General features: G+C 69.2%; 21 protein-coding genes. 9 read left to right on the forward strand and 12 right to left on the reverse strand.

Annotated features, from left to right (window positions below):
* Nucleotides 1-34 precede the first annotated feature (34 nt).
* Nucleotides 35-2,146: a penicillin-binding protein 1C gene (pbpC, locus tag ASC46_RS04170; protein ID WP_055458055.1), complete on the forward strand. Its 2,112-nt coding sequence runs from the start codon at nt 35-37 to the stop codon at nt 2,144-2,146.
* Nucleotides 2,147-2,186: 40 nt separating this feature from the next.
* On the opposite strand, the gene ASC46_RS04175 is transcribed toward pbpC, so the two are convergent.
* The 3 genes from ASC46_RS04175 to arfB form a co-directional block, all read right to left on the reverse strand.
* Nucleotides 2,187-2,645, reverse strand: a complete 459-nt coding sequence (locus ASC46_RS04175) for a hypothetical protein (protein WP_141659650.1) — start codon at nt 2,643-2,645, stop codon at nt 2,187-2,189.
* A 138-nt stretch (nt 2,646-2,783) separates the two neighbouring features.
* Complete coding sequence (locus ASC46_RS04180) at nt 2,784-4,226, reverse strand: aldehyde dehydrogenase family protein (RefSeq protein ID WP_055458057.1); 1,443 nt, start codon at nt 4,224-4,226, stop codon at nt 2,784-2,786.
* 334 nt (nt 4,227-4,560) lie between these two features.
* Nucleotides 4,561-4,983, reverse strand: coding sequence for an alternative ribosome rescue aminoacyl-tRNA hydrolase ArfB (arfB, locus tag ASC46_RS04185; protein WP_055458058.1), 423 nt, complete (start codon nt 4,981-4,983; stop codon nt 4,561-4,563).
* A 151-nt stretch (nt 4,984-5,134) separates the two neighbouring features.
* On the opposite strand from arfB, the gene ettA reads away from it, so the two are divergent.
* Complete coding sequence (gene ettA, locus ASC46_RS04190; protein ID WP_055458059.1) at nt 5,135-6,790, forward strand: energy-dependent translational throttle protein EttA; 1,656 nt, start codon at nt 5,135-5,137, stop codon at nt 6,788-6,790.
* Nucleotides 6,791-6,839: 49 nt separating this feature from the next.
* Here ettA and trhA read toward each other — a convergent pair whose 3' ends face one another.
* Together trhA and ASC46_RS04200 are read right to left on the reverse strand one after the other, a co-directional pair.
* Nucleotides 6,840-7,499, reverse strand: coding sequence for a PAQR family membrane homeostasis protein TrhA (gene trhA, locus ASC46_RS04195; protein ID WP_055458060.1), 660 nt, complete (start codon nt 7,497-7,499; stop codon nt 6,840-6,842).
* Nucleotides 7,500-7,730: 231 nt separating this feature from the next.
* Nucleotides 7,731-9,266 carry a DEAD/DEAH box helicase gene (locus ASC46_RS04200; protein ID WP_055458061.1) on the reverse strand — a complete coding sequence of 512 codons (1,536 nt, stop codon included), beginning with the start codon at nt 9,264-9,266 and terminating at the stop codon, nt 7,731-7,733.
* A 710-nt stretch (nt 9,267-9,976) separates the two neighbouring features.
* Here ASC46_RS04200 and ASC46_RS04205 point away from each other — a divergent pair.
* From ASC46_RS04205 to ASC46_RS04220, 4 genes are all read left to right on the forward strand, one after another.
* Nucleotides 9,977-10,927, forward strand: coding sequence for an ABC transporter substrate-binding protein (locus tag ASC46_RS04205; protein ID WP_055458062.1), 951 nt, complete (start codon nt 9,977-9,979; stop codon nt 10,925-10,927).
* Between the two features lie 111 nt (nt 10,928-11,038).
* Nucleotides 11,039-11,815, forward strand: coding sequence for an ABC transporter permease (locus tag ASC46_RS04210; RefSeq protein WP_055458063.1), 777 nt, complete (start codon nt 11,039-11,041; stop codon nt 11,813-11,815).
* Nucleotides 11,812-12,597, forward strand: a complete 786-nt coding sequence (locus ASC46_RS04215; protein WP_019401448.1) for an ABC transporter ATP-binding protein — start codon at nt 11,812-11,814, stop codon at nt 12,595-12,597. Before ASC46_RS04210 ends, ASC46_RS04215 begins: the two co-directional genes overlap by 4 nt.
* 134 nt (nt 12,598-12,731) lie before the next feature.
* The gene (locus ASC46_RS04220) at nt 12,732-13,298 is read left to right on the forward strand and encodes an HdeD family acid-resistance protein (RefSeq protein WP_055458064.1); all 567 of its coding nucleotides are present in this window, start codon (nt 12,732-12,734) and stop codon (nt 13,296-13,298) included.
* Between the two features lie 3 nt (nt 13,299-13,301).
* Here the strand turns inward: ASC46_RS04220 and ASC46_RS04225 are convergent, their stop codons facing one another.
* The 7 genes from ASC46_RS04225 to hutI all read right to left on the reverse strand — a co-directional run bounded on the left by ASC46_RS04225 (nt 13,302) and on the right by hutI (nt 21,578).
* Nucleotides 13,302-13,874: a HutD/Ves family protein gene (locus ASC46_RS04225; RefSeq protein ID WP_055458065.1), complete on the reverse strand. Its 573-nt coding sequence runs from the start codon at nt 13,872-13,874 to the stop codon at nt 13,302-13,304.
* 5 nt (nt 13,875-13,879) lie between these two features.
* Nucleotides 13,880-15,019 carry an acyl-CoA dehydrogenase family protein gene (locus tag ASC46_RS04230; RefSeq protein ID WP_245280465.1) on the reverse strand — a complete coding sequence of 380 codons (1,140 nt, stop codon included), beginning with the start codon at nt 15,017-15,019 and terminating at the stop codon, nt 13,880-13,882.
* Entirely contained in the window at nt 15,016-16,176 is a 1,161-nt protein-coding gene (locus tag ASC46_RS04235) for a CaiB/BaiF CoA transferase family protein (RefSeq protein ID WP_210165966.1), read from the reverse strand. The genes ASC46_RS04230 and ASC46_RS04235 overlap by 4 nt, the downstream gene beginning before the upstream one ends.
* 10 nt (nt 16,177-16,186) lie before the next feature.
* Nucleotides 16,187-17,851, reverse strand: a complete 1,665-nt coding sequence (gene hutU / locus ASC46_RS04240; protein WP_055458067.1) for a urocanate hydratase — start codon at nt 17,849-17,851, stop codon at nt 16,187-16,189.
* A gap of 106 nt (nt 17,852-17,957) precedes the next feature.
* Nucleotides 17,958-18,785 (reverse strand): N-formylglutamate deformylase, encoded by an 828-nt coding sequence (gene hutG, locus ASC46_RS04245; protein WP_055458068.1) that lies wholly within the window; start codon nt 18,783-18,785, stop codon nt 17,958-17,960.
* Nucleotides 18,782-20,329, reverse strand: a complete 1,548-nt coding sequence (hutH, locus tag ASC46_RS04250; protein WP_055458069.1) for a histidine ammonia-lyase — start codon at nt 20,327-20,329, stop codon at nt 18,782-18,784. Before hutH ends, hutG begins: the two co-directional genes overlap by 4 nt.
* Nucleotides 20,330-20,369: 40 nt before the next feature.
* Nucleotides 20,370-21,578 (reverse strand): imidazolonepropionase, encoded by a 1,209-nt coding sequence (gene hutI, locus ASC46_RS04255; protein WP_055458070.1) that lies wholly within the window; start codon nt 21,576-21,578, stop codon nt 20,370-20,372.
* Between the two features lie 244 nt (nt 21,579-21,822).
* Between hutI and ASC46_RS04260 the strand changes: the two genes are divergently transcribed.
* The 3 genes from ASC46_RS04260 (at nt 21,823) to ASC46_RS04270 (ending at nt 26,205) form a co-directional block, all read left to right on the forward strand.
* Nucleotides 21,823-23,184, forward strand: coding sequence for a formimidoylglutamate deiminase (locus ASC46_RS04260; RefSeq protein WP_055458071.1), 1,362 nt, complete (start codon nt 21,823-21,825; stop codon nt 23,182-23,184).
* 6 nt (nt 23,185-23,190) lie between these two features.
* Nucleotides 23,191-23,919 (forward strand): histidine utilization transcriptional repressor HutC, encoded by a 729-nt coding sequence (hutC, locus tag ASC46_RS04265; RefSeq protein ID WP_055458072.1) that lies wholly within the window; start codon nt 23,191-23,193, stop codon nt 23,917-23,919.
* A 315-nt stretch (nt 23,920-24,234) separates the two neighbouring features.
* Entirely contained in the window at nt 24,235-26,205 is a 1,971-nt protein-coding gene (locus tag ASC46_RS04270) for an acetyl-CoA carboxylase biotin carboxylase subunit (RefSeq protein ID WP_055458461.1), read from the forward strand.
* Nucleotides 26,206-26,219 lie beyond the last annotated feature (14 nt).

Below are 26,219 nucleotides of genomic sequence, written 5' to 3' on the forward strand. Positions count from 1 at the left end.
AGGCCCGCCGGGGCGCAACGAGAAGGTCGCTGGGATGCCAGCCGGATTGAGCAAGCGACTTGCCGGACTGCTCCGTTCCCGCGCGTTGCGTGGGGTGGTCGCGGGCTGCGCCGCGCTGTTCTTTGCGGCCGGCATCGGTCTTGCACAGTTCGTCGCTTCGCTGGGGCCGCTCGATCTGGCACAGGTCGAGGAGCGGTCGACCGTCGTGTCCGACAGGGACGGCCGGCTGCTGCGTGCCTTCACCACGCCGCAGGGCCGCTGGCGCCTGCCGGTCGGCGTCGACGACGTCGATCCGGGCTTCATCGCGCTGCTCACAATCTATGAGGACCGGCGTTTTCGCGCGCATTCCGGCATCGATCCGCTCGCCGTCCTGCGCGCCGCCGGCCAGGTGGCGCTCAACGGGCGCATCGTCTCGGGTGGCTCCACGCTGACCATGCAGGTGGCGCGCCTGCTCGAGCCCCGCGAGGAGCGCGACCTCGTCGCCAAGCTGCGTCAGGCGGTGCGGGCCGTGCAGCTCGAACGGCGCTTCGACAAGGATGCGATCCTCGGCTTCTACCTCACCATGGCGCCGTACGGCGGTAATCTCGAGGGAATCCGCGCCGCGAGCCTCGCCTATTTCGGCAAGGAGCCGAAGCGCCTGTCGCTCGCCGAGGCGGCGCTGCTCGTCGCCCTGCCGCAATCTCCCGAAACGCGCCGGCCGGACCGTTTTCCGGAGGTCGCCCGCGCCGCGCGCGACCGCGTGCTGGCACGGGCGCTCGCCCACGGCGGCATCTCGGAGGCCGAGGCACGGGCAGCCCGCGAGGCGCCGGTGCCGACGCAGCGCCAGCCGGTGCCGATGCTGGCGCCGCACCTCGCCGAGACGGTGGTGCGCGCGGAGCCCGGCCGGCGCGAGCATCGCCTGACGCTCGATGCGCGCCTGCAGGCGCGGCTCGAGGCGCTGGCGCGCGAAACGGCCGAGCGGGTCGATCCGCGCGCCTCGGCCGCCGTCATCGCCATCGATAATGCGAGCGGCGCCGTGCGTGCCTATGTCGGCGCGGCAGACTATTTCTCGGCCGAGCGGGCCGGGGCGGTGGACACCGTGCTCGCCGTGCGCTCGCCGGGCTCGGCGCTCAAGCCGTTCATCTATGCGCTCGCCTTCGAGAACGGGCTCGCCCATCCAGAGACGGTGCTGGACGACCGGCCGTCCCGCTATGGCATCTATGCGCCGAAGAACTTCGACCTCACCTTCCAGGGCACGGTGACGGCACGCCAAGCGCTGCAGCTCTCGCTCAACGTGCCGGCGGTGGAACTGCTGTCGGAGATCGGGCCGGTGCGGCTGCTCGCGCGGCTGCGCTCGGCCGGGGCGGACCTCGTCCTGCCGAAGGAGGCGGCGCCGGGCCTCGCCATCGGTCTCGGCGGCGTCGGCGTGCGCCTCATCGATCTTGCGCGCCTCTATGCCGCCTTCGCGCGCGGCGGTGTCGTGCCCGAACTCTGGTGGCGGGAGGAGGGGACGCCCGCGGGCGAGGCCGCACGCCTGACCGAGCCGGTCGCCGCCTGGTACGTCGCCGACGTGCTGCGCGGTGCGCCAGCGCCGCAGAACGCGCTGCCGGGCATGATCGCCTACAAGACCGGCACCTCCTACGGCTATCGCGACGCCTGGGCCGTCGGTTTCGACCGCAGCACCACCATCGCGGTGTGGATCGGCCGGCCGGACGGCGCGGCGGTGCCCGGCCTCGTCGCCCGACAGGTGGCGGCGCCGATGCTGTTCGAGGCCTTCGCCCGGCGCGGCGGCGCGAGCGAGCCCGTGGCCGAGCCGCCGGGCGTCATCCACGCGACGACGGCGAACCTGCCACCGCCGCTGCGTCACCTGCGCAAGGACGTGCCGAAGACGATCGCGGCCGTCGCCCAGGCGCCGCTGCGCATCGCCTTTCCGCCGGATGGGGCGCGCGTCGACCTCGGTCTCTCGGAGGACGGGGCCGGAGCGCTCCTCGCGCTCAAGGCGAGCGGCGGCAGCCCGCCCTTCCTGTGGTACGTGAACGGCGCGCCGCTCGGCGCGCACAGCCTGAGGCGCGAGGCCGCATGGGAGGCGGACGGGCGCGGCTTCGCGCGGGTGACGGTAACGGACGGCCGCGGCGCGACAGACAGCGTGACGGTACGGGTGGAATAGGGGCACGGCCGGGCGCTGACACTCCGCCGGTCCAGAGGGATCAGGGATGGCCGCTGGGCAGCTTTTGATCCTGCCTGAATAGCGGGGGAGCGATGCGCTGGAAACCGCGTCCGAGAGCCAGCGCTCCGGCAAAAGTCAAAACGATTCCGCCGGACCAGAAGAGCCAGAACAGATAGCCGAATTCGTGCGCATCGTGGCTCATGTCGAGGACTTCAGGGGTGTGATAGGCGGTGCAGGCGCCAGGGCCTGAAAGAAGAAGGGCTCCGGTCACAATCCAAATCGGCCTCAGTGGCCGTTCAAGGTTGAATGATGCCGACATGAGTGCGATCGCCGTCGCGAGCATGACTATTGCGAGGCACCGATTTTCTGGAGAATTGTCGGCGATTGCGCCAATGTGATAGACATTTTCAATCGCGTCTGCCAGTATCCGTCGTATAAATTTTGAAAACGTCATAAACAGCAGAGCAGCCAACCAAAAATAAAAAGATTCTGCCTGCAATATCCATGCTCATGGATCCTGGAAGTCCGCGCCCGCAGCGTTTCGCGTATTCCAGCGTTTCCGTCAATAATCATTAAATGCAACCTAAAAAGGCCGCCCGGAGGCGGCCTTGCTTCTTGTGTCGTCTGCAGCTGCCGGTCACACCGGCAGCGTGTAGGCCGTCTTGACCGTCGTGTAGAACTCCACCGCGTAGCGGCCCTGCTCGCGGGCGCCGTAGGACGAGCCCTTGCTGCCGCCGAAGGGCACGTGGTAGTCGACGCCGGCGGTCGGCAGGTTGACCATGACCATGCCGGCCTCGGCGTTGCGCTTGAAGTGGCTGGCGTATTTGAGGCTCGACGTGCAGATGCCCGCCGACAGGCCGAATTCGGTGTCGTTGGCGAGGGCGAGCGCCTCGTCATAGTCCCTGGCGCGGATGACGCTGGCGACCGGGCCGAAGATCTCCTCGCGCGAGATGCGCATGGCGTTCGTGCATTCGGTGAAGAGCGCGGGCGCCATGTAGAAGCCGGGTGTCTCGCGGTTCAGCACCTCGCCGCCGGCGACGAGGCGGGCGCCCTCGTCCTGGCCGATCTTGACGTAGGAGAGGTCCTGGTCGAGCTGGTTCTGGTCGACCACCGGGCCGATATGGGTGCCGGCCTTCAGGGCGTCACCGACGACGAGGCCCTTCATGCGCTCGGCCACCGCATCGACGAAGCGGTCATGGATGCCGGCCGTCACGATGACGCGCGAGGAGGCCGTGCAACGCTGGCCCGTGGAGAAGAAGGCGCCGTTGACGGTGCATTCCACCGCCGTCTTGAGGTCGGCGTCGTCGAGCACGACGAGTGGGTTCTTGCCGCCCATCTCGAGCTGGAACTTCTTCATCGTGCCGACGCAGGCCTCGGCCACCTTGCGGCCAGTCGAGACGGAGCCCGTGAAGGTGATGGCGTTGACGTCCCGCGATTTCAGCAGCGTTTCGCCGACGACCGAGCCGCGGCCCATGACGAGGTTGAAGACGCCGGCGGGAATGCCGGCGCGCACGATGATCTCGGACAGGGCATGGGCCGAGCCGGGCACGAGGTCAGCCGGCTTGAACACGACCGTGTTGCCGTAGCAGAGCGCCGGGGCGATCTTCCACGCGGGGATGGCGATGGGGAAGTTCCACGGGGCGATGATGCCGACGACGCCGACCGGCTCGCGCGTGATCTCGACATCGACGCCAGGGCGCACGGAGGCGATCTTGTCGCCGGCGAGGCGCAGCGCTTCCTGCGCGAAGAAAAGGAAGATCTGGCCGGCGCGCACCACCTCGCCTACGCCTTCCGGCAGCGTCTTGCCCTCTTCGCGCGAGAGCAGGCGGCCAAGCTCGTCCTTGCGGGCGAGGATCTCGTCGCCGGCCCTCTTGAGGATGTCATGCCGCTCCTGCGGGGTCGTGCGGGCCCAGGCCGGGAAGGCGGCCTTGGCCGCGGCGATGGCGCGCTCGGTGTCGGCCGCGCTGGCGCGGGAATATTCGCCGATGACGTCATTGGTGTTCGACGGGTTGATGTTTCTGGTGGCGTCGTGCCCGGCGACCCACTCACCGGCGATGAAGTTCTGGAAATGTGCGGTCATGCCTCTTCCTGTCGTTCCTCGATGATTGCCGTGCGGCACTGCACCGGTGCCGCTGTCGGCGCACACCATAAGCGCCCCGGCGCGCATTGCAAAAGCACCGAGCAGTGCATGCCGGGCGTGCGTGCCGCGCGGGGGGATCACGATGTGGGGAAGCGCGGCGCCGCAGTTCCGTCTCGCGGGGCAGGCAGAGGCGCCTCGGTCGTCTTGGCCGGGCTTGTCCCGACCATCCACGCCGTTGACGTTGCTTTCGGTTGAAGGCTTGGATGCCCGCGACGAGCGCGGGCATGACGGCAGGGAAACGGCGTGCAGGTCCGGCTCCACGATCGCCGGGCCGTCACTCCACCGTCGGCTTGGCCCGGCGGACGGACTTCACGGCCGAGCGGCGCTGCTTGCCTTCGAGCCGCCGCTCCCTGGAGGCCTTCGTCGGTTTCGTCGGCCGGCGCGGCTTGGGGCGCACCGTTGCCTGCCGGATCAGGTCCACGAGCCTGTCGAGCGCCTCCTCGCGGTTGCGCAGCTGGCTGCGGTGCGACTGGGCGGTGATCACGATGACCCCTTCCTGCGTCAGGCGGCTGCCCGCGAGCTTCATGAGGCGGATGGCGACGTCGTTCGGCAGGGATGGGGAGCGGCGGGCGTCGAAGCGCAGCTGCACCGCGCTCGCCGTCTTGTTGACATGCTGGCCGCCGGGGCCGGAGGCACGGATATGGCTTTCCTCGATTTCGCTTTCGTCGATGCTTATATGGTCGGTGATGCGCAGCATGGCGGATCCGGCAGGTCGCGTGCGGGGCGCGTGGCTTGAACCGACCTCGCCCGCCTGATAACTCGTGGCTCGAATTTCCGATGCGGCCGACAGTTCCCGCGTGCGCGGTGCACGCCGGGAGCATGCGGTCCTTTCGTTGAGAGAGACTTGAATGGCCTCCTATCAGTATGTCTACCACATGCGCGGCCTGTCGAAGACCTACCCTGGCGGCAAGAAGGTCCTCGACAACGTGCACCTGTCCTTCTACCCGGGCGCCAAGATCGGCGTGCTGGGCGTCAACGGCGCCGGCAAGTCGACGCTGCTCAAGGTCATGGCCGGGCTCGACAAGGAGTTCACGGGCGAAGCCTGGGCGGCGGAAGGCGCGCGCGTCGGCTACCTGCCGCAGGAGCCGCAGCTCAACCCGACGAAGACCGTGCGCGAGAACGTCATGGAAGGGGTCGCCGGCGAAAAGGCAGTGCTCGAGCGCTACAACGAGCTCGCCATGAACTACTCGGACGAGACGGCCGACGAGATGACGCGGCTGCAGGACGAGATCGAGGCCAAGGGCTTGTGGGACCTCGATTCCAAGGTCGACCAGGCCATGGATGCCCTGCGCTGCCCGCCGGACGATGCGGAGGTCGCCTCGCTGTCGGGCGGCGAAAAGCGTCGCGTTGCGCTGTGCCAGCTGCTTCTCGCCCAGCCGGACCTGCTGCTGCTCGACGAGCCGACCAACCATCTCGACGCCGAGACGGTGGCTTGGCTCGAAGGGCACCTCAGGACCTACCCGGGTGCGATCCTGATCGTCACCCACGACCGCTACTTCCTCGACAACGTCACGGGTTGGATCCTCGAACTCGACCGCGGCCGCGGCATTCCGTACGAGGGCAACTATTCCTCGTGGCTGGAGCAGAAGCAGAAGCGCCTCGCCCAGGAGGGCCGCGAGGAGGAGGCGCGCCAGCGCACGCTGGAGCGCGAGCGCGAGTGGATCTCGGCCTCGCCCAAGGCTCGCCAGGCCAAGAACAAGGCGCGTATCCAGCGCTATGAGGAACTGGTGCGGAAGGCCTCGGAGAAGGCGCCCTCGACGGCCCAGATCGTCATCCCGATTGCCGAGCGGCTGGGCAACAACGTTATCGAGTTCGATGGCCTCACCAAGGGCTTCGGCGATCGGCTGCTCATCGACGGGCTGTCGTTCAAGCTGCCGCCCGGCGGCATCGTCGGCGTCATCGGGCCGAACGGCGCGGGCAAGACGACCCTGTTCCGCATGATCACCGGTCAGGAGACGCCGGACGCCGGCACCATCACCATCGGGGAATCGGTCAAGCTCGGCTATGTCGACCAGTCGCGCGACGCACTCGACGACAACAAGACCGTCTGGGAGGAAATCTCCGGCGGCAACGATGTCATCTATCTCGGCAAGCGCGAGATCAACTCGCGGGCCTATTGCTCGGCCTTCAACTTCAAGGGCGGCGACCAGCAGAAGAAGGTGGGCATGCTCTCGGGCGGCGAGCGCAACCGCGTGCATCTCGCCAAGATGCTGAAGTCGGGCGCCAACGTCCTGCTGCTCGACGAGCCGACCAACGACCTCGACGTCGACACCTTGCGTGCGCTGGAGGAGGCGCTGGAGGATTACGCCGGCTGCGCCGTCATCATCAGCCACGACCGCATGTTCCTCGACCGCGTCGCCACCCACATGCTCGCCTTCGAGGGCGACAGCCATGTGGAGTGGTTCGAGGGCAACTTCGAGGACTACGAGGAAGACAAGAAGCGCCGCCTCGGCATCGATTCCACGATCCCGAAACGTATCCAGTACAAGAAGTTCTCGCGCTGAGAGAGACCCTTGTTGCGAGCGCCCGCAGGATGATCCCGCGGGCGCTTTTCTATGCGCTCAGGACGGGGGTCAGCGCGCGCAGCACAGCTGCATAGTGCACGCCGGCGGCGGCGACGACGAAGCCGTGCCAGATGGCCGCCTGAAAGGGCAGGCGTTCGGCAAGATGGAAGACGACGCCGACCGAATAGAGCACGCCTCCGACGGCGATCAGCGCCAGCGTGGTCAGGCCGAGCGCATCCGTCAGCGGGGCAACGGCGACAGCGCCCGCCCAGCCCAGCGTGAGATAGGCGGCGATCGTCAGGCGGTCGAAGCGGCGCGGGAAGAACAGCTTCAGGCAGGCGCCGGCGATGGCCGCGAGCCAGACGAAGCTCGTCAGGCCGACGGCCCAGGGGCCGCCGAGGCCGAGCGTCGTGAAGGGCGTGTAGGTGCCGGCGATCATCAGGAAGATGCCGGCCTGGTCGAACTGGCGCAGCTTCTCCTTGCGCGGCGACGCCGGCGCCAGATTGTAGGCGCAGGAGCAGCCAAGCATGACGAAAAGGCCGAGCGTGTAGAGCGCCACGGCGGGCAGGGCACCATAGGCGCCGCCGTGCAGCACGATGCCGACGAGCACCACCGCGCCGACGCCGGCGGCAACAAGGCCTATGACGTGCACGACCGCATCGGCCACGATCTCGCGGCGCGTGCGCGGCCGGCACGCGAAGGTCGACAATCTCCTTGCTGATCCGGTCGAGCCGGACGACGCGCGCGTCATGCCCCTGGCCGTGAGCTTGGTTGCTGCCTCACGGCACAGGGTGGATGCCGATCATGGCAGCATGCTGACGGCACGAGCCGGCGCCGCTGATCCCGTCTGTCGCAAGTCGGGTGTGCCCGACTTGCTCCTTCCGGACCCCGTCCCGGGCGAGCCCGAGCGTGGCGACGGGAGGTTGCCGGCCGGCGTGCTTCAGCGGGACGGGCCGTCGCCGCGGCGGCGGGCCGGGCGCATGAAACCGATGCCGTCCATGCGCTCGGCGCCGGCCGGGCCATGACCCTGGCCCTGACCACGGTGGTGGTCGCGCTGCTGCGGCTTGCCGCTGCCCTGCGCGGCCTTGGCCGGCCGCTGGCCATCACGGCGGGACGCACCGTCCTGCTGGCGCTGGCCGTTGCCCTGGCCGAGGCCGCTGCCGTGACCATGGCCGTTGCCGTGACCCGGCGCCTTGCCGGCACTGTGGTGGCCCGGCTGCGGCGTGTTGCGGCTGCCGCGCGGAGAGTGCCGGCCCCTGCCAGTGGCGTTCTTGCCGGGGCCGTTCCTGCCGCCGCCGTTGCGGCCCTGTGGGCGGGCTTCGGCGGGCTCCTCCGGCTCGGCGCCCGGATTGGCGCGCCGGTCGGTTGCCGGGATCTTCTGGCGCGTCAGCTTCTCGATGGCCCGGAGATAGGCGCGCTCCTCACCGTCACAGAAGGAGATGGCGCTGCCGTCGGCGCCGGCGCGGGCCGTGCGGCCGATGCGATGCACGTAGGATTCCGGCACGTTCGGCAGGTCGAAGTTGATAACGTGGGTCACGCCGTCGACATCGATGCCGCGGGCGGCGATGTCCGTCGCAACAAGGATGGGCGTCTCGCCGGTGCGGAAGCTGCCGAGCGCGCGCTCGCGCTGCGACTGGCTCTTGTTGCCGTGGATCGCCGCGGCCCGGATGCCGTCCTGTTCGAGGTGGCGCACCACGCGGTCGGCGCCATGCTTGGTGCGGGTGAAGACGAGCGTGCGGCCGAGCTTCTCGCCCTTCAGGATCTCGGCGAGAAGGTTACGCTTGCGCGCCGTCTCGACGAAGATGACGCGCTGGTCGATGCGCTCGGCCGTCGTCGCGACCGGCGTCACCGAAACCTGCACCGGGTCGTGCAGCAGGTCGGACGCAAGCGCGGCGATCTCCTTCGGCATGGTGGCCGAGAAGAAGAGGTTCTGGCGCTCCTTCGGCAGGCGCTGCACGATCTTCCGGATGGCGTGGATGAAGCCCATGTCGAGCATCTGGTCGGCCTCGTCGAGGACCACGACCTCGGTCTCGGCAAAGCTGACGGCACCCGTCTGCATGTGGTCGATCAGCCGGCCGGGCGTCGCGACCAGCACGTCGAGGCCGCGCGCCAACGCATCGGACTGCGGCCGGTGGCCGACGCCGCCGAAGATCACGGCGGTGCGCAGGTTGAGGTGGCGACCATAGGTGCGGAAGCTCTCGCCGATCTGGCTGGCGAGCTCGCGCGTCGGACTCAGCACGAGCACGCGGCAGCGCCCACGGCCCGGGCGCTTCGGCGCGCTGGCGAGGCGGTGAAGGATGGGGAGGGCGAAGGCCGCCGTCTTGCCCGTACCCGTCTGGGCGATGCCGAGCAGGTCGCGGCCGGAGATGACATGGGGAATGGCCTGCGCCTGGATCGGCGTCGGCTGCTCGTAACCCTCGCTCTCCAGTGCCTTGAGCAGCGGTTGGGCGAGGCCGAGATCGGAAAATGAAGTCACTTATCGTCTTTCATGGTGCGCGCCGGACACGCCGCCGGCAACGAGCCGAAGCGGGCGCACGAACGCGGGGAAACGAACGCCCCGCGTGAATTGGGCTGTTCCGGAGGGATCGGTCGCCGGACGAACGGCTCAATCGACGAATGAACGTCGCTCACGCAGCCGAACGTGAAAGGGAAACGATGCGACCCGCGCCACATGTGTCTCCTGGCGGGTGCTTTGTCAAGGAGGGGCGTGCAATGCCGCTCCATCGACGTGCGCACCATTGCGTCGTCATGCCCGCGCTCGTCGCGGGCATCCACGCCGTGACGCTCGCGCGGGGTTGAAAGGCGTGGATGGCCGGGACGAGCCCGGCCATGACGAACGGGGAGGTTGTGCCGCGCTCTTCCCGCTCCCTTTGCGTAGCCGTCTCCACCGTCATGCCCGCGCCTGTCGCGGGCATCCACGCCGTGACGCTCGCGCAGGATTGAAAGGCGCCATGGCCGGGACAAGCCCGGCCAAGACGCGCGGCCAAGACGCGCGGCAAAGATGCGCCGTCAAGACGCGCGAGAAGCCGAATCCGCACGGTTCAGGCCCTCCCTTCCTTGCCGCCCAAACAGGCAGATGCCCGGCCTGCGTGGGAAAGTGTATGCAGTTATGTCTAGACAATTGACACCGGGGCTGCGGCGTGCTGCCATTCAATGAAGAGGGGTCAACGGACCGGGAGACACGTCATGAAGCGCACTTCGGCATTCGGGCTCGCTGCAGCGATCCTCATCGGCGCGGCGGGCACCGCATCGGCGGCCAACACGCAGGTGGTCATCGGCATGAGCGGCTGGACGGGCTTTGCGCCGCTCACGCTCGCCAAGGAGGCCGGCATCTTCGAGAAGAACGGCCTCGACGTCACCATCAAGAAGATTCCGCAGGCGAGCCGGCACCTCGCCATCGCCTCGGGCGACATCCAGTGCGCCGCGACGACGGTGGAGACCTGGGTGGCGTGGAACGCCAATGGCATCGCCACCAAGCAGATCTTCCAGATGGACAAGTCCTACGGCGCCGATGGCATGGTTGTGCGCAACGACATCCAGTCGATCAAGGACCTGAAGGGCAAGAGCGTCGCGGCCTCCGCGCCGGGCACCTCGCCCTATTTCGTGCTCGCCTGGATGCTGAAGCAGAACGGCCTCTCCGTGAAGGACGTCAAGGTCGTCAATCTCGAGCCCGGTCCCGCGGCCCAGGCCTTCGTCGCCGGCCAGAACGACGCGGCCATGAGCTACGAGCCGTATCTCTCGACCGTGCGCGACAAGCCGGAGGCCGGCAAGATCATCGCCACGACGCTCGACTATCCGGTCGTCATGGACACCTTCGGCTGCACGCCGAAGTTCCTCGAGGAGAACCCGCAAGCGGCCAAGGCGCTCGCCGACAGCTACTTCGAGGCGCTCGACATGATCAAGGCCGACGAGAAGAAGGCCTTCGAGATCATGGGCGCCGACGTGAAGCAGACGGGCGAGCAGTTCGGCAAGTCGGCCCAATACCTGCGCTGGCAGGATCGCGAGGCCAACCGGACCTTCTTTTCCGGCGAGTTCGAGAAGTTCTCCAACGAGGCGGCCGATTTGCTTCTCGAGATCGGCATCATCAAGCAGAAGCCGGACATTTCGAAGATCGTCGACACCAGCTTCATCAAGTGAGCCTTCGGCGGCTTCACCTGAAGCCCGCACCTTCCATGCGACCGGCCGCTCCCTCGCCAGCGAGGGGGCGGAGTGGGCGCGGCTGACCGGAAACGGCACGAGCGGAACGTCATGCTGAGACCACTGGAACCGATCGGGCAGGGCGCGCGCATCGTCCTCGGCATCTCCTTCTTCATCCTCTTCGTACTGGGCTGGGGCTTCGCCACCTTCGGCGGCTATGTCTCCCGCACATTCCTCGCCGATCCGCTCACCATGGTCGCGGACGGCTGGGCGCTCCTAGCCGATCACGGCTTCCTGTTCGACATCGGCGTCACCATCTGGCGCGTGGTCGGCGGCTTCGTGCTGGCGGCCATCGTTGCCGTGCCGCTTGGCATCCTCATGGGCGCCTACAAGCCGATCGAGGCCTTCTTCGAGCCCTTCGTCTCCTTCGCGCGCTATCTGCCGGCCTCGGCCTTCATCCCGCTCCTCATCCTGTGGGCGGGCATCGGCGAGGTGCAGAAGCTGCTCGTCATCTTCATCGGCTCGGTGTTCCAGATCATTCTCATGGTCGCGGTCTCGGTGGGCTCCACCCGGCGTGACCTCGTCGAAGCCGCCTACACGCTCGGCGCACGCGACACGGGCATCGTGCGCCGCGTCATGATCCCGGCCAATGCGCCGGAGATCGCCGAGATCCTGCGCCTCGTCCTCGGCTGGGCGTGGACCTATGTCATCGTCGCCGAGCTCATCGGCTCCTCGTCCGGCATCGGCCACATGATCATCGACAGCCAGGCGCTGCTCGCCACCGGCCAGATCATCTTCGGCATCATCGTCATCGGCCTCATCGGCCTCGTCTCCGATTTCCTGTTCAAGGCGGCCAACCGCTGGCTCTTCCCGTGGAGGCTCGCGTGACCAAGCTCGTCATCGACAACGTCTCGCGCATCTTCCCGGGGGTGCGCGGCGGGGCGCCGGTGACGGCGCTGACGCCGACGAACCTCTCGGTCGCGGCCAACGACTTCATCACCATCCTCGGCCCCTCCGGCTGCGGCAAGTCCACGCTGCTGCGCATCGTCGCCGGGCTCGACAGGCCGAGCGCGGGCGAGGTGCGGCTCGACGGGCGCCGCATCACCGGCCCCGGTGCCGACCGGGGCATGGTGTTCCAGTCCTACACGCTCTTTCCCTGGCTCACGGTGGCGCAGAACATCGCCTTCGGCCTCAGGGAGAAGGGCCGGCGGGAAGCCGAGACCAGGGACATCGTCGCCTCCTATATCGACAAGGTCGGCCTCAGGGGCTTCGAGAACCACTGGCCCAAGCAGCTTTCCGGCGGCATGCAGCAGCGCACGGCGATCGCCCGCGCGCTCGCCAACGACCCCGAGATCCTGCTGCTCGACGAGCCCTTCGGCGCCCTCGACAACCAGACCCGCTCGCTGATGCAGGAGTTGCTGCTCGGCATCTGGGAGCGCGAGCGCAAGACGGTCCTGTTCGTCACCCACGACATCGAGGAGGCGATCTTCCTCGCCTCGCGTGTCATCGTCATGTCGGCCCGGCCCGGGCGCATCAAGGCCGACCTCGCCGTCGACCTGCCGCATCCGCGCGATTACAAGATGAAGACGAGCCCCGAATTCTCGGCGCTGAAGGCGAGACTTACGGAAGAGATCCGTGTTGAAGCGGTGCTGGCGGCGACAGAACACTAAAATTTACGGAAAACTGCGCCGCGCATTTCTTTGCCATTGTTCGGCCTGGGCGCTATCCTTACCAAGTATCGGGTGAGTCGGGCTGCTGTCCGGGCCCGCTTCCCGTCCCTCAGGCGGACAGTCGCGGGGGAGCAATGGCCAATACGCTCAACGAGAGTCCGCTCGGCGTGGCCGTCGGCGAGGTGCGGGCGAAGTGGGGCTGGTTCGTCGCGCTCGGCGTCGGCCTGCTCGTCTTTGGCGGCATAGCCTTCGCGCATCTCTTCGTCGCGACGGTCGCCACGGTCTATTACGTCGGCGCGCTCATGCTCGTCGGCGGCATTATCGAGATCGTGCATGCCTTCGGCGTCAAGACTTGGGGTCGCTTCTTCTTCTGGCTTGCGAGCGGCCTCATCTACGCGGTGGCCGGTTTCTTCGCCTTCTACAACCCGCTTCTCGCCTCCGGCGTGCTGACGCTGCTGCTCGCCGTCTCGCTCATCGTCGCCGGCCTCATCCGCATCTGGGTTGGTTTCAATGCCCGACCGGAGAAGGGCTGGGGCTGGATCGTCGCCGCCGGTCTGTTGACGCTTCTCACCGGCCTCATCATCGCGGCCGGCTGGCCGGTGAACAGCCTGTGGGTGCTGGGCCTGCTGCTCGCGATCGATCTCATCTTCCAGGGCTGGGCCTTCATCGCCTTCGGCCTCGCCCTCAAGGCGGCGCGCTGAGCGTCAGAGGCGCCAGAGGTCGACCGTGTAGACAGTTGCGGGGCCGTCGGCTGCGAGGCTGACGGCCTCCTCGTCGATGACGACGGTGTCGGCGGGGTTCAAGGCCGCCGTGCCGTCATCCGTCCGAAGGGTGACGGCCTCGCGCGTCGCGATGACGAGGAGGAGGTCGCCGAGGCGCGGCAGGGCGCGCGGGCTTTCGACTGCGACCCGCTGCACATGGTGGCGCCAGCGCCCGCGGCGCGTCATCACGTTGAGGTCGGTGATCGGGGCGCCGGCGAGACGCCCGGTCACGGCGACATCGGCCGGGAAAGCACAGGGCGGCGTCGCCGCATCGATGAGGACCTCGCCCCGGCCGTCGAAGGCGAGGGTGAGCGCCGGGCCGTCGAGGAGCGACAGCGTGCGGTCGATCCCCGGAAAGACCGAGAACGGCCCGTCGCTCGCCACGCGCGCCATGCTCACGCGCCAGTCGAAGGTCTCGAGCCCGGCCCCTTCGGGGAAGGCGGCGATCTCGGTGGTCTCGCCGCCGCCGTTCTTCCACGGCATGACGCGATAGTCGCCGGCACGGAGAATGCGCATGAGCCTCACCCCAGCAGATGGCGCGCGATGATGTTGCGCTGGATCTCCGAGGAGCCCTCGTAGATGCGGAAGATGCGGCAGTCGCGCATGTAGCGCTCCAGCGGCAGTGCCGTGGTGAAACCGTAGCCGCCGTGGATCTGGAGCGCCTTATCGGTCACGCGGCCGACCATCTCCGAGGCGTGCAGCTTGGCCATCGATGCTTCCATGGAGAAGCGCTCGCCGGCCTCGCGCTTGCGCGCGGCGGCAAGGCCAAGCTGGCGCGCGGCGGCGATATCGGTCACCATGTCCGCCAGCATCCATTGCAGGCCCTGGAAATGGGCGATCGGCTCGCCGCCCACCTTGCGCTCTCTTGCCCAGTCGAGCGCCGCGGCCAGTGCGGCCTGGGCGATGCCGACGGCGCAGGCAGCGATCTCGAGCCGCCCGGCGTCGAGCACCTTGAGCGCGGTGCGGAAGCCCTTGCCCTCCTCGCCGAGGCGGTTCTCTGCCGGCACGACGCAATCGAGCGAAACCTCGAAGACATGGCCGCCGCGCAGGCCCATGGTCGGCTCGGGCGCGGAGCAGCGCACGCCGCCCGCCTTCGGCTCGACGACGAAGGCCGAGATGCCGCGCGCGCCGGCGGCCATGTCCGTCTTGGCATAGACGACGATGAAATCGGCCTCGCCGGCATTGGAGATGAAGTGCTTGGTGCCGGTGATGCGGTAGCCGTCGCCCTCGCGCACGGCCCGCGTCGTCATGTCGGCCGGGTTGGAGCCGGCGCCGGGCTCGGTGAGGCCGAAGGCGCCGAGCGCCTGGCCGGCGGCCGCGGCCGGCAGGTAGCGCTGCTGCTGCTCCGCCGTGCCGCCGATGAGGATGGAATCGGTCGCGAGCCAATGGGCCGTGACCATGGAGGCCGTGGAGCCGCAGGCCCCGGCGATGGCCGCCACCGCCTCGAACAGGGCCGTCGCCGGCAGGCCGATGCCGCCGCAGGCCTCGGGCAGGTTGAGGCCCATGATGCCCATCTGCGCAAGCTGCGGCAGATGCATGGTGGCCGAGCGGCCCGTGCGGTCGATCTCCGCGGCGGCCGGGGCAAGCTCGTTACGACTGAAGTCGGCCACGGCCTCGACGAGGGCGGCGGCGTCCTCGGCTGTCATCGCGGGAGCGTTCACGTCCGGTCCTCCAGGTCGGCCAGGATGGCGGCGCGGTCGCCGTCGAGGCGGGGGGCGGCGGCAAGGCCACCGCGCGGCGCGCCGGCGAAGCGTGCCGGCTGCTCGGGCACCTGCCGCATGCCGGCACGAGCGTCGCTCACCTCCTGCAGGAGGCCGCGGGCCTCGGCATGCGGGGAGGCGAGGGCCTCGGCCATGTCGTTGATCTCGGCGGCGGGCACGCCGTGGGCGACGAGGGCCTCCACGGCCTCGCGTGCGCCGAGCCGCCGCGACCAGCCCTCGATGAGGGCGCGCAGCGCCCCCTCGTTGGCGAGGCGGTCGCTGTCGGTGGTGAAGCGCGGGTCCGCCGCAATCTCGGGCGCGCCGATGCAGGCGGCGAGCCGCTGGAACAGCTTGTCGTTGAGCACCGCGAGCACGAAGCTGCCGTCGCGCGCCGCAAAGGCGCCGAAGGGTGCCGACAGGGGATGACGGTTGCCGACGCGCCGCGGCGCCTCGCCCGTCGCGAGATAGCGGGCGACGACGAGCGGCTGCAGGGCCACGATGGCGTCGAACATGGCAAGATCGATGTGGCGGCCGCGCCCCGTGCCGTGGCGCTCGTGCAAGGCCGCGAGCACCGCCCAGGAGGCGAAGAGGCCGGCGGCGACGTCGGCGATGGATTCGCCGACGAGGGTCGGCGGCCCGTCCGGCTCGCCCGTCACGGCCATGATGCCGCTCATCGCCTGCAGGATGACGTCGTAGGCCGGGCGCTTCGCCAGCTCCCCCTCCTGGCCGAAGCCGGAGATGGAGGCATAGACGAGGCGCGGGTTGAGCGCGGACAGCTGCGCCCAGCCGATGCCGAGCTTGTCCGCGACGCCGGGGCGGAAGTTTTCGACGACCACGTCCGCCCGGGCGGCCAGCGCATGGGCTATGGCGAGATCGTCCGCCTTCGCGAGGTCGAGGACGATGGAGCGCTTGCCCCGGTTCACCGTGGCGAAGAGCATGCTCTCGCCGTCGACGAAGGGGCCGATGTGGCGATAGTCGTCGCCGCCCGGGGGCTCGACCTTGATCACCTCCGCGCCGAGGTCGGCGAGGAGGGCGGTGCAATAGGGGCCGGCCAGCACGCGGCTGAAATCGAGCACCCTGAGATCGGCCAGCGGCTTCATGGCAGCGCCCCCGCTCATGTCGTTCGCCTCAGGGAAGGCTTGGCAGGTTGAGGCCGTGCTCCTTCGCGCATTCGACGGCGATGTCGTAGCCGGCGTCGGCATGGCGCATCACGCCGGTCGCCGGATCGTTCCACAACACGCGCTCGATGCGCCGCGACGCCTCCGGCGTGCCGTCGCAGACGATGACCATGCCCGAGTGCTGCGAAAAGCCCATGCCGACACCGCCGCCGTGGTGCAGGGACACCCAGGTGGCGCCAGAGGCGCAGTTGAGGAGCGCGTTGAGCAGCGGCCAGTCGGAGACGGCGTCGGAGCCGTCCCGCATCGCCTCCGTCTCGCGGTTGGGCGAGGCGACGGAGCCACTGTCGAGATGGTCGCGGCCGATGACGATGGGGGCCTTCAACTCGCCCTTCGCCACCATCTCGTTGAAGGCGAGGCCGAGGCGATGGCGGTCGCCGAGGCCGACCCAGCAGATGCGCGCCGGGAGGCCCTGGAACTTGATGCGCTTCTGAGCCATGTCGAGCCAGTTGTGCAGGTGCTTGTTGTCCGGCAGCAGCTCCTTCACCTTGGCATCGGTCCTGTAGATGTCCTCCGGATCGCCCGACAGGGCCGCCCAGCGGAAGGGGCCGATGCCGCGGCAGAACAGAGGGCGGATGTAGGCGGGCACGAAGCCGGGGAAGTCGAAGGCGTCGGCGACGCCTTCCTCCAGCGCCATCTGGCGGATGTTGTTGCCGTAGTCGACGGTGGGCACGCCCATCCGGTGGAAGGCGAGCATGGCGCGCACGTGCTCGGCCATGGAGGCCTTGGCCGCCTTCGTCACCGCCTTCGGGTCGGCCTCGCGTTTTTCTTCCCACTGCGCGAGCGTCCAGCCCTTCGGCAGGTAGCCGTTGACGGGATCGTGCGCCGAGGTCTGGTCGGTGACGCAGTCGGGCCTCACGCCGCGGCTGACCAGCTCCGGCAGCACCTCGGCGGCATTGCCGAGGAGCGCGACCGAGACCGGCTTCTTCGTGCGCGTGGCCTCCTCGATGATGGCGAGCGCCTCGTCGAGGTCCTTGGCCTGCACATCCACATAGCCGGTGCGCAGGCGGAACTCGATGCTCGACGGGCGGCATTCGATGGCGAGGCACGAGGCGCCGGCCATCACCGCGGCGAGCGGCTGGGCGCCGCCCATGCCGCCGAGGCCGGCGGTGAGGATCCAGCGGCCGGAGAGGTCGCCGCCGTAGTGCCGGCGCCCCATCTCGACGAAGGTCTCGTAGGTGCCCTGCACGATGCCCTGCGAGCCGATGTAGATCCACGAGCCGGCTGTCATCTGGCCGTACATCATGAGGCCTTTTCGATCGAGCTCGTTGAAATGGTCCCAGGTGGCCCAGTGCGGCACGAGGTTGGAATTGGCGATGAGCACACGCGGCGCATCCGGATGGGTGCGGAAAACGCCGACCGGCTTGCCGGACTGGACGAGCAGCGTCTCGTCCGCCTCGAGTTTCTTCAGCGCGGCGACGATGCGGTCGAAGCTCTCCCAGTCGCGCGCGGCGCGGCCGATGCCGCCGTAGACCACGAGTTCGCCCGGCTTCTCGGCGACGTCCGGGTCGAGGTTGTTCATCAGCATGCGCAGTGGCGCCTCCGTCAGCCAGCTCTTGGCGCTGATGTCGCTGCCGCGGGGGGCGCGGATGACGCGGGCATTGTCGATGCGGGTCATGGGGCGAGCTCCGTCATAACGGTGTTTGATGAGGATCGCGCGAAAGTGGTCGGGCGTGGATGCCCGGGACGGGCGCGAGCATGACGGGAAAGAAGCGTCGGCAGCATCAGCGGGCCCCCCTCGCGAAATCGATGCAGGCTTCGAGAATGCGGGTGAGAGCGACGCGCATGGGGGCGGCATAGGCCTCGTCGTAGGCCGCGGGCCAGGAGGTTTCGTCCACGGGGCCGACCGGCTCGCGCATGTAGCCGCGGCAGGCGAGCTCCATCTGGATGGCATGGACGCCGTCCGCCGGGTGGCCGTTGTGGCGGGTGATGAAGCCGCCCTTGAAGCGGCCGTTGACCACGTGGCTGCGGCCGGAGGTGGCGCAGATTTCCGCGACCCTGGCCGTCAGCGCCGGATCGCAGGTCGTGCCGCCGTTGGTGCCGATATTGAAGTTGGGCAGTTCGCCCTCGAAGAGCCTCGGTATGCGCGAGCGGATCGAGTGGCCGTCGTAGACGACGATGCGCGGATGGAGCGCGCGCAGGCGGGCGATCTCGTCGGCGAGTGCCTTGTGATAGGGCTCGAAGAAAAGCGCCTTGCGCCTTGAAATCGATTCGGAATCGGGTTCGTGCCCCGGCTCGTAGAGCGGCTCGCCGTCGAAGGTCGTCGTCGGCACGAGCTCGGTCGTCGCCTGGCCGGGATAGAGCGATGCGCCGGAGGGGTCGCGGTTGACGTCGATGACCGTGCGCGAGATTGCCGTGTGCACGACGGTCGCGCCGAGGCCGGCGGCGAAGTCGTAGAGCCGCTCGATCCACCAGTCGCAGTCCTTGCGGGCGCGCCACGGGGAGACGAGGCCGGCGGCGAATTCCTCCGGGATGTCGGTGCCCGTATGCGGCAGGCTGACGAGGAGCGGGGCCTCGCCACGGGTGACAGTGAGGAAGGAGGGCGTGCTCACGGCTCGTGCTCCGTCACGGCCGGCAGCGCCGCACCCACGGCCGCCGCGAGGGCGCCGGAGCGGACGAGATCGGTCGCCGCCGCGATGTCGGGGGCGAAGTGGCGGTCGTCGGCGAGGTGCGGCACGCGCGCACGCAGCAAGGCGCGCGCCTTCTCCAGCGGCTCGCTCGAGCGCATCGGGGCATGGAAGTCGCAGCCCTGGGCGGCGGCCAGAAGCTCGATGCCGATGACGGCCGCGGCATTCTGCGCCATCGGGATGAGCCGGCGGGCGCCGTGCGTCGCCATGGAGACGTGGTCCTCCTGGTTGGCCGAGGTCGGGATGGAATCGACGCTTGCCGGATAAGCGCGCTGCTTGTTCTCGGAGACGAGGGCGGCGGCCGTGACCTGCGGGATCATGAAGCCTGAGTTGAGTCCGGGCTTCGGCGTGAGGAAGGCCGGCAGGCCGGAGAGGGCCGGATCGACCAGCATGGCGATGCGCCGCTCCGCGAGGGAGCCGATCTCGCACAAGGCCATGGCGATCATGTCGGCAGCGAAGGCGACGGGCTCGGCGTGGAAATTGCCGCCGGAGATGACCTCGCCCGCCTCCGGGAACACGAGCGGATTGTCGGAGACGCCGTTCGCCTCGGTGGCGAGGAAGTCGGCGGCCTTGCGCAGGAGGTCGAGGCAGGCGCCCATCACCTGCGGCTGGCAGCGCAGGCAATAGGGGTCCTGCACCCGGTCGTCGTTTGCGAGATGCGAGGCGCGGATGGCCGAGCCGGCCATGAGGGCGCGCAAGGCGGCCGCGGTCGCCGCCTGGCCGCGGTGGCGGCGCAGGCGCTGGATGCGCTCGTCGAACGGCCCGTCGGAGCCCTTGGCGGCATCGGTGGCGAGCGCCCCGGTGACGAGGGCGGCCTGGAAGACGCGCTCGGCCTCGAACAGCCCGGCGAGCGCCAGCGCCGTCGACACCTGCGTGCCGTTGAGAAGGGCGAGCCCCTCCTTCGGCCCGAGCACGAGGGGCGTGAGGCCCGCATCGGCCAGCGCCTTGTCCGCCGGCACGCGAGCGCCCTCGACGAAGAATTCGCCGACGCCCATCAAGGCCGCCGTCATGTGGGCGAGGGGCGCGAGGTCGCCCGAGGCGCCGACCGAGCCCTGGCCGGGCACGACGGGCACGAGGCCCTTGCCGAGGCAGGCAAGGAGGTGCTGGATCGTCTCCCAGCGCACGCCGGAGGCGCCTTGCGCGAGGCTCGCGAGCTTCAGCGCCATGACGAGGCGCACCACCGGCACGGGCAGCGGTTCGCCGACGCCGGCGGCATGGGAAAGGACGATGTTGCGCTGGAGCGTGGCGAGATCACCGGCCTCGATGCGCACGCTCGCCAGCTTCCCGAAGCCGGTGTTGATGCCGTAGACCGGCTTGCCCTTGGCGATGATGGCATCGATGGTGCGCGTCGCGGCTTCGACGGCCGGGCGGCACGTGTCGTCGAGAGCAATCGGGGCGCCGAGATAGACGCGGCGCCAGTCGGCGAGGGCGACATTCCCGGGGTGAAGGGTGATCGTCTGTTCGGTCACGTCAGGTCACCGGAGGTAGCGGCGGAATGGCCAGAGAACTTCACTTTCCCCTCCAGACCCGGGCGTGGAGCGGATTGAAACCGATGCGATAGACGAGCTCGGCCGGGCGCTCGACATTCCAGATGGCGAGGTCGCACCACTTGCCGGCTTCGAGCGTGCCGACCTCGCCGAGGCGGCCGAGCGCCCGTGCGGCCTCGCGCGTGACGCCGGCGATACATTCCTCGACCGTCAGGCGGAACAGCGTCGCGCCCATGTTCATGGTGAGCAGCAGCGAAGTCAGCGGCGAGGTGCCGGGATTGCAGTCGGTCGCGAGCGCCATGCGCGTCCCGGCGGCGCGGAAGAGCTCGACTGGCGGCTTCTTCGTTTCGCGGATGAAGTAGAAGGCGCCGGGCAGCAGCACGGCGACCGTGCCGGCGGCGGCCATGGCGGCGGCACCTTCCCCGTCCGTATATTCCAGATGGTCGGCGGACAGCGCGCCGAAGCGGGCGGCGAGTGCGGCGCCGTGGAGGTTGGAGAGCTGGTCGGCGTGCAGCTTCACCGGCAGTCCGCGAGTCCTTGCAGCCTCGAAGACCCGCGCCGTCTCGTCAGGCGAAAAGGCGATGCCCTCGCAGAAGGCGTCGACCGCATCGGCGAGGCCTTCGCCCGCGACGGCCGGCAGCATCTCGTCGACGACCGTCGCGATATAGGCGGCCTTGTCGCCGTTCGCCTCCGGCGGCAGGGCGTGGGCGCCGAGGAAGGTGGTGGTGACGGTGACCGGGCGCGCCTCGCCCAGCCGGCGGGCGGCGCGCAGGCTGCGCAGCTCGGTGTCCCTATCCAGGCCGTAGCCGGACTTGATCTCGACCGTGGTGACGCCTTCGGCGATGAGATGGTCGAGACGGGGCAGGGCACTTGCGACGAGGTCGTCCTCGCTTGCCGCACGGGTCGCCTTCACCGTGGAGACGATGCCGCCGCCTGCGCGAGCGATCTCCTCGTAGCTCGCGCCCGCAAGGCGCATCTCGAATTCCTGCGCACGGTCGCCGCCGAAGACGAGATGGGTGTGGCAGTCGACGAGGCCGGGGGTGACCCAGCGCCCGGCGCAGTCTATGCGCTCTTTCACCTGGAGTGACAGCGGCAGATCGGCCATCGGGCCGGCATAGACGATGCGCCCGTCCTTGCAGGCGAGCGCGCCCTGATCGACGATGCCGAGCCCCGACCTGCCTTCAGCGAGCGTCGCCAGTCGTGCGTTGATCCACAACCTGTCGGCGTCCATGCGGCCTGCTCCCGTCCGTTATTATTGTCTATACATAATCAGCCTGCCGATTTATTGTCTAGACAAAATTGCATGCCGTCGCGCACACTGCCCGTGGCATGAGCGGCCTTTGGCGCTCGTCCTGGCCGTTCTTGCCCCCGACTGTCCGCGCTTTCGGCCTTGCGCCATCGGCGCGGCGTGGATGTGCGCGACAGGCGCGGGGCATGACGGTTGTGGACGCGGGTCGCTGTCAGGGGGAAAGATCATGCAGAAGCTGTTCTTCGATCATGCCCTCCTCGGCGAGGGCTGGGCCGACAATGTCACGATCACCCATGAAGCGGGCACGATCGCGGCCATCGAACGCGACAGCACGCAAGGCGACGCCGCCTATGGCGGCTCCATCGCGCTTCCGGGACTGCCGAACCTGCACAGCCACACTTTTCAGCGTGGCATGGCGGGCCTTGCCGAGACGCGCGGTCCCTCCGGCGACAGCTTCTGGACCTGGCGGCAGGTGATGTACGGCTTCCTCGGCGCCCTGACGCCCGAGGACGTCGAGGCCATTGCAGCCTATGCTTTCCTCGAGATGCTGGAGGGGGGCTTCACCGCGGTGGCGGAGTTCCATTACCTCCATCACGGCCCGGACGGGGCGCCCTATGCCAATCTCGCCGAGCACTGCGAGCGCATCGCCGCTGCCGCCGAGGCGACCGGCATCGGCCTCACGCTCCTGCCGGTGTTCTACGCGCAGGGCGGTTTCGGCGGCCAGCCCGCGGGCGAGGGCCAGCGGCGCTTCCTCAACGATCCGGTACGCTTCGCGCAACTCCTCGAGGGTGCACGCAAGGCGGTCGCGTCCCTGCCCGATGCACGGGTCGGCGTCGCGCCGCACTCGCTGCGCGCCGTCACGCCTGAAAGCCTCGCCGCGATCCTGCCGCTCGCCGGGGATGGGCCGCTCCACATCCACATCGCAGAGCAGGTGAAGGAGGTGGAGGACTGCCTCGCCTGGTCCGGCCTGAGGCCGGTGGAATGGCTGATGGACAACGTGCCTGTCGATGGGCGCTGGTGCCTCATCCACGCCACGCATCTGACCGACGCGGAGGTTGGCGGCATCGCCCGCTCCGGCGCCGTGGCCGGCCTTTGCCCGATCACCGAGGCCAATCTCGGCGACGGTATCTTCGCCGGGGTGGAATTCGCCGGGCAGGGCGGGGTCTATGGCGTCGGCAGCGATTCCAACATCGAGATCACGGCGCCGGGCGAGCTTCGACAGCTCGAATACAGCCAGCGTCTTGCCCTGCGCGGCCGCAACCTCATGGCGCAAAGGCAGGGCGAATCGACCGGCCGAAGGCTCCATGACGAGGCCTGCCGCGGCGGAGCCCGTGCGCTCGGCCGCGCCATCGGTACGCTCGCTCCCGGCCAGCGCGCCGATATCGTCGTGCTCGACGGGGCTCACGTCGATCTTGCGCCCATGCGGGGGGACCGCTGGCTCGACGCCTATCTCTTCGTGGCCGGCAAGGCGGCGCTCGACCGTGTCTATGTCGGCGGCCGGCGAGTCGTCGCGGGCGGCCGGCACGTGGCGCGCGATATGGTCGAGGCAGCGTACCGGCGCACGCTCGCCCGGCTCGTGAAGGCATAGGAGACGGTGGTGAGCATCGCCGAACCGCTGCCGCGCTATGCCGAGATCCGCCGGGCGCTGGAGGAGAAGATCCTCTCCGGCGAGTGGCCGCCCGGCCATCGCGTGCCCTCCGAGCACGACCTCGTCGCGCAGTTCGGCTGCTCGCGCATGACGGTGAACAAGGCCATTTCGGCGCTGGCGGCGGCGGGGCTCGTTGTGCGGCGGCGCCGCTCCGGCTCCTTCGTCGCGGCGCCGAAGTCGCAGGAGACCGTGCTCGAGGTCCACGACATCAAGGCCGAGATCACCGGTTCCGGCCGTGCCTACCGCTACGTGATCCTCGACCGCGAGCGCCGGCGGGCGCGGCCGGAGGATCTTGCGCGGCTCGGGGCGGCCAGGGGCCCTCTCGACGTGGAGGCGCTCACGGTGCTGCATTTCGCCGACGAGCGCCCCTTCGTCCATGAGAGGCGGCTGATCAACCTTGCCGTGGTGCCCGCTGCCGCGCGCGAGGCCTTTGCTGCCTCGCCGCCGGGCACCTGGCTGCTCGAGCAGATCCCCTGGACCGAGGCCGAGCACATCATCCGCGCCGAAAACGCGGGGGCGGACGTGGCCCATCACCTTGCCATCGCCCGCGGCGCGGCCTGCCTCGTCGTGGTGCGGCGCACCTTCCAGGCCGGGGCGACAATCACGGCAGTGACGCTGACCTATCCCGGCGAGCGCCACCAGCTTGTGGCGCGCTTCAGCCCCGCGACGCGGTGAGGGATCGGCTGGCGGCTCGAGAGCCATGTTCCCCGGAGGCATGCAGCGAAGCGGACCGTCATCCGGGGGCCAGCGAATGAAACCTGCCGAAGGCGCTTTTGACAAAGGCCTCTGGACCTGCACCGCACTCCTTCGTGCTGCGGCGCCTCCAGGGAACGAGACGTGACCGCCGAGCCTGCCCCGCGCAGATGCCAAGGCCGGATGCCGTGCATTGCGGCATGGCGCTTGTGGGCGGGCTATGGTCTGTTGGCCGCGAAAGCGACATGATTTGCCGCCGGACCAACCGGCGCGCTCGTGATCGAGGGAGATGACTTCGTGCTCGACAGCGTCCTCATCGCCAACCGGGGCGAGATCGCCTGCCGCATCATCCGCACGGCGCGGCAGCTCGGCATGCGCACCATCGCCGTCCATTCGGATGCGGATGCCGACGCGATGTTCGTGCACATGGCGGACGAGGCGCATCGCATCGGCTCGGCGCCGGCGGCCGAGAGCTACCTTCTCATCGACCGCATCATCGCGGTGGCGAAGAAGACCGGCGCCGCCGCCATCCATCCGGGCTACGGCTTTCTCTCCGAGCGGGCGGAATTCGCCGAGGCGTGCGCCGCGAACGGCATCGTCTTCGTCGGCCCGCCAGCCTCCGCCATCCGCGCCATGGGGCTGAAGGACGCGGCCAAGGCGCTCGTCGAGAAGGCGGGTGTGCCGGTGGTGCCGGGCTATCACGGCGCCCGGCAGGAGCCTGATTTCCTGCGCCAGAAGGCCTACGAGATCGGCTATCCCGTGCTCATCAAGGCGGTCGCCGGCGGCGGCGGCAAGGGCATGAAGCGCGTCGACAAGGCGGCCGAGTTCGACGCCGCGCTCGAGAGCGCCCAGCGCGAGGCGCAGAGCGCCTTTGGTGACCCGCGCGTACTTGTCGAGAAATATGTGCTGTCGCCACGGCACATCGAGATCCAGGTCTTCGCCGACGGGCACGGCAATGTCGTGCACCTCTTCGAGCGCGACTGCTCCCTGCAGCGCCGCCACCAGAAGGTGATCGAGGAGGCGCCGGCGCCGGGCATGACCGAGGAGATGCGCGCCGCCATGGGGCAGGCCGCGACGGAGGCGGCGCGGGCCGTCGGCTATGTGGGGGCCGGCACGGTCGAGTTCATCGCCGACGGGCGCGAGGGCCTGAGGCCGGACCGCTTCTACTTCATGGAGATGAACACGCGCCTGCAGGTGGAGCATCCGGTGACGGAGGCGATCACCGGGCTCGACCTCGTCGAGCTGCAGTTCCGCGTCGCCGCGGGCGAGGCCTTGCCCTTCACGCAGGAGGACCTTGCGATCGCCGGCCATGCCGTTGAGGCGCGGCTCTATGCGGAGGATCCCGAAAAGGGCTTCCTTCCGTCGACCGGCAAGCTCTGGGCGCTCGATTTCGGTGCGGGCGACGACATCCGCATCGACACCGGCGTCGCCGCGGGCGACGCAGTGACACCCTTCTACGATCCGATGATCGCCAAGGTCATCGCCCATGCGCCGACGCGCGCCGAGGCGCTCGACCGGCTGGCCGAGGCGCTCGGCGGCACGACGGTCGCGGGGCCGAAGACCAACATCGCCTTCCTCAAGGCGCTGTGCGAGGCGCCGGAGTTCCGTGACGGGCGTTTCGACACGGGCTTCATCGACCGCAACATCGAGGCGCTCGGCGCCGGGCCGCGGGGCTTCGATGCCGCCGCAGCGGCGGCGGGGGCGCTCGCCCTCGTCCACCGCGAGCGCGAACGCATCGCCTTTTCCGCCGCATCCTCCCTGCGGGACGAGGAGGCGGGCGGCTGGTGGGCCGACGACGGCTTCCAGCTCGTCGGTGCGCGGCGCACCGGCCTGCCGCTTCTCGTCGAGGGCGAGCGGGTCGAGGCCGTGCTCGAGTACGGCCCGGACGGGCCGGCCGTCGCCTTTCCCGGCCATCCGGTGCCGGAGGGCGAGCACGATCTCACGCTGGTCGAGGCGGACGCGGCCATGCTCGTCCTCGCCGAGGGCCGGCAAACGAGCGTCAGGATCTACGACCCCTTCGCCGTCGACCTCGAGCACATGGACGGCGACGGCCTCGTCAAGGCGCCGATGCACGGCAAGCTCGTCGCCGTTTTCGTCGGCGTCGGCGACAGGGTGGAGAAGGGCGAGCGGCTCGCCGTGGTCGAGGCGATGAAGATGGAGCACGTGCTCGTCGCCCCCTGCGCCGGCACGGTGACCGAGATCGCCGCCGAGCCGGGAGCGCAGGTGGGGGAAGGGGCGCGGCTCATCGTGATCGCGGGGGAGGAGTAGGTGTAAATAATCTT

This window comes from Chelatococcus sambhunathii (assembly GCF_001418005.1).
In the GTDB taxonomy this organism is placed as follows: domain Bacteria; phylum Pseudomonadota; class Alphaproteobacteria; order Rhizobiales; family Beijerinckiaceae; genus Chelatococcus_A; species Chelatococcus_A sambhunathii.